At 32.2% G+C, this 3,031-nt stretch carries 4 protein-coding genes; all 4 read right to left on the bottom strand.

Going from position 1 to position 3,031, the window contains the following annotated elements:
* Positions 1–158: 158 nt before the first annotated feature.
* Positions 159–926 (bottom strand): hypothetical protein, encoded by a 768-nt coding sequence (locus tag ESY88_RS20475; protein WP_147088546.1) that lies wholly within the window; start codon positions 924–926, stop codon positions 159–161.
* 159 nt (positions 927–1,085) lie between these two features.
* Positions 1,086–1,454: a helix-turn-helix domain-containing protein gene (locus ESY88_RS20470; protein WP_147088545.1), complete on the bottom strand. Its 369-nt coding sequence runs from the start codon at positions 1,452–1,454 to the stop codon at positions 1,086–1,088.
* A 10-nt stretch (positions 1,455–1,464) separates the two neighbouring features.
* Positions 1,465–1,761, bottom strand: coding sequence for a type II toxin-antitoxin system HigB family toxin (locus tag ESY88_RS20465; protein WP_003436237.1), 297 nt, complete (start codon positions 1,759–1,761; stop codon positions 1,465–1,467).
* A 215-nt stretch (positions 1,762–1,976) separates the two neighbouring features.
* The gene (locus ESY88_RS20460) at positions 1,977–2,774 is read right to left on the bottom strand and encodes a lipid II flippase Amj family protein (protein ID WP_147088544.1); all 798 of its coding nucleotides are present in this window, start codon (positions 2,772–2,774) and stop codon (positions 1,977–1,979) included.
* Between the last annotated feature and the right edge of the window lie 257 nt (positions 2,775–3,031).

Raw genomic sequence — 3,031 nt, 5'->3', positions numbered from 1 at the left:
TTTGTTTGTCGATAAATTCCAAACATTCTTCTGTAATATCGATATCTCTCATATTGCAAATGTAACGAATTAGTTACAATTCTATTCCTTTTAGAATGAAATATTTCTTAAGAAGACGGATTTTTTTTGTATTAATGGCACGGCTTTGTTGGGCACAGTTATTTATATTCTATTTTCCTCGTTCGTATGTAATTCAGATTGTCATTCTCAATTGACTCTCTCTTTATCCAATTTTCAAACTTGTCAAACACATATTTATATTCCGTTTTTGAAGTCAAAGAATCTTTGCTATTAAATTCTTTCATTTCCATTAAAATTCCACAGTCGTATTTATATTCAGTATTTCGATTCCGTTCAGGTTTTGTGAAGTCCGATAGCTTGGATTCAGTTACAAATTCCTTGTTGTTATATTTACTTATTTCAAGAGTATTTGTAATTGTGTCATTAGTTTCAACGTCAATGTAGATTTGCTTTATTGAACTTTCTTTTAATTCGTTGTCTGAATTATATTTATACCCTCCAATTTGCTTGAATTGAAAAATGTCATTTTTGGATTCTGATTTGGTTTCTATAAGCAATGTGTCTTTGTAGAGATAATCAACAATAAAATTTGAACTGTCATTTGAAAGTGTCACAATCTCTCTTTTAACATTTTTATCATTATTGTAGATGAATTCAATATCCATAGTTTCGTCAGCAAATAAATTCCGCTGGTGCCGGCTAATTATTTGGTCATTTTCATTGTATTTCTTTTCGGTAATTACAAGTGTATCTTGAATCTTATTATTCAGAGAGTCATTTTTAACTTCAATTGTGTATTCAGTTATTTGAGTTGTCTTTTGAGTAAGTCCGTTATTCAATAATTTCGGTTCATTGCAACAACCAATTAAGGAAATTGAAAAAAGTAAAATTAGAAGTCTGTTCATTCGTTCGTTTTAATTGTGCCCAACGTTTAGTGTATGAGCAGTGGCGTGGTTCGTGACGGACAATTGCAAACAGGTACTTGCCATTGGAAAATCCGCAGGATTTTCCAAGTAAGCGAGAACAAGCCATTGCTTATACACATTGTTACCCTTTGTTATTTTTCAGTTCGCCAGTTTATAGTTGTTCACAAGCACAGAAGCAGATATTTGTAAGATTCGCTCCAATTCCCTAATCATATCAACAGTCAATCTTTTCTTACGGTTTAAGACTTCTGATACTCGACTTTTCCCGCCGATAATTCCAACTAAATCTTTTTGTCGCATATTCAATTCTTCCATTCGGATTTTTATCGCTTCGATTGGGTCAGGTGCTTCAATTGGATAACGTTCGTTTTCATAATTCTCGATAACCAATGAAAGTATTTCCGCTTCGTCGCCTTCCTTTGTGTCAATTGGCGCATCGAAAATCACTTCCAAACGTTCGAGAGCATTTCGGTAATCTTTGTCAGATTTAATTGGCTTTACATTCATAATATTATTTTTAAATCGTGTCTGCATTTATTTTGTCATATTCAGCGTGTGTGCCGATAAAACGAATAAATGCCCATTGCTTTTCATAATTGAATTTTACAATCAGTCTGTAAGAATTTCCTTTAATATTGAAAACTACTCGACTATCTTTTAGAATGCTTGCGTTGATGTAAGTTTGTTTTACATCATTTGGTGAAAACCATTTGGCACTTTTGGCTGTATCATACCAAGTTTTCAAATACTGTTCGGAATCAGCGTGTATTTCCCAATATTCCCGAAGTGTACTTTTTGCAATTATTCGTTTCATCAATTCAATTATAGCACAAATATACGATTAGTTCTCAAATGTTGAACTACTGGTGCATGTTTTTTCTTAATAAAGGGTAACGTTGATGTGTATGAGCCGTTGCGTGTTAAAGCACGAACCATTAAAGGTACAAAACTCCGCTGTAAAATTCCCAAGAATTTTCCAGATAGGCACAGACCAAGCAATGGCTCATACACGGCTTGTGCTTTCGTACTTTATATTATTTCGGCTACGAATGCTATAAAATGAGGAAAAGGAACTAATAATAACTGAGCTAAAATTGTTCCAATTAATCTCGCAAAAACCATATATCTAATAGTTCGTCTAAATTCACTTTCAGCAAATTTACCTTCAACTACTTCATCTGTTAAAATTGAAAGATATGGGTCAATAATTACGAACATTAATATTGTCGCAAATCCATTAACAATAGCTGATAACGAACTTGCTGTAGTTCTTAATTCAGGTGTTATAAATCCTGCGTACAGGGAAGATAATACTCCGACAGATAATATAGCAACAGCTAAAATATTAAAAATGAATATTTTTATCGGAAATTCGGTTTTAGAGTTTATCGATAAATTTTCTTTATTCGGAATGCTAATTTCTCTCCTTATTTGCATAATTCCTGTTTTTGTAAAACTGTGTAAAATCAATTTGGGCATTGATTTATGAATGCTAAAATTCATAACAGCTTTAGATAGTATTCTTTGAAAAGTAGGAATTAAAAAAGCTCCAAATATTGTAGCTAAAGTTGCTGCAAGTAGTATCAACCTGATTTCATATGTTCCCGGATTTAAATTTAGGTTAATATTATTTTCAACCCATTTCGCTAATAATGGTGCTTGAAACGAATTTGAAGTCCTAGAAATAAGAACCATAATATTAAAAAGTGCAAAAGAGATTGCTATTTTCCTTGTTCTAGTTCCTACAATTCTTACTGAATAAGATAAAGTACTTATTAAATGAATAATAAATGTTAGAAGTAATACTATTATAATTTGAATTGTCATTTATTCTATATCGTTTCTGGTATGAAGCACAACGTGTTTGAGTATGATTAGTTGCGTTTCTCAATCGCTAATTTAGCAAATAAAAACGAACCTGTAAATCCGCGAGGATTTTCAGGAGAAGGATAGAAGTAAGCAATTAATTATACGCGATGTTGTAAGCAGTTATTTTCCGCTCGATTGGTATTCGCCGAGAACTGCCTTTCCCGCTTTTTGCTCAAATTTTTTGTTAAATGCAAACATATCCCAAAACCAAACTC

It is taken from the genome of Subsaximicrobium wynnwilliamsii (assembly GCF_007997225.1).
Lineage (GTDB): Bacteria > Bacteroidota > Bacteroidia > Flavobacteriales > Flavobacteriaceae > Psychroserpens > Psychroserpens wynnwilliamsii.
The sequence above is the reverse complement of the archived record's forward strand: the minus strand, read 5'-3'. Positions and strand labels throughout refer to the sequence as shown.

Coding starts and splice junctions, on each gene's coding strand:
- ESY88_RS20475 (WP_147088546.1), bottom strand. CDS start 926: ATGAACAGACTTCTAATTTTACTTTTTTCAATTTCCTTAATTGGTTGT.
- ESY88_RS20470 (WP_147088545.1), bottom strand. CDS start 1,454: ATGAATGTAAAGCCAATTAAATCTGACAAAGATTACCGAAATGCTCTC.
- ESY88_RS20465 (WP_003436237.1), bottom strand. CDS start 1,761: ATGAAACGAATAATTGCAAAAAGTACACTTCGGGAATATTGGGAAATA.
- ESY88_RS20460 (WP_147088544.1), bottom strand. CDS start 2,774: ATGACAATTCAAATTATAATAGTATTACTTCTAACATTTATTATTCAT.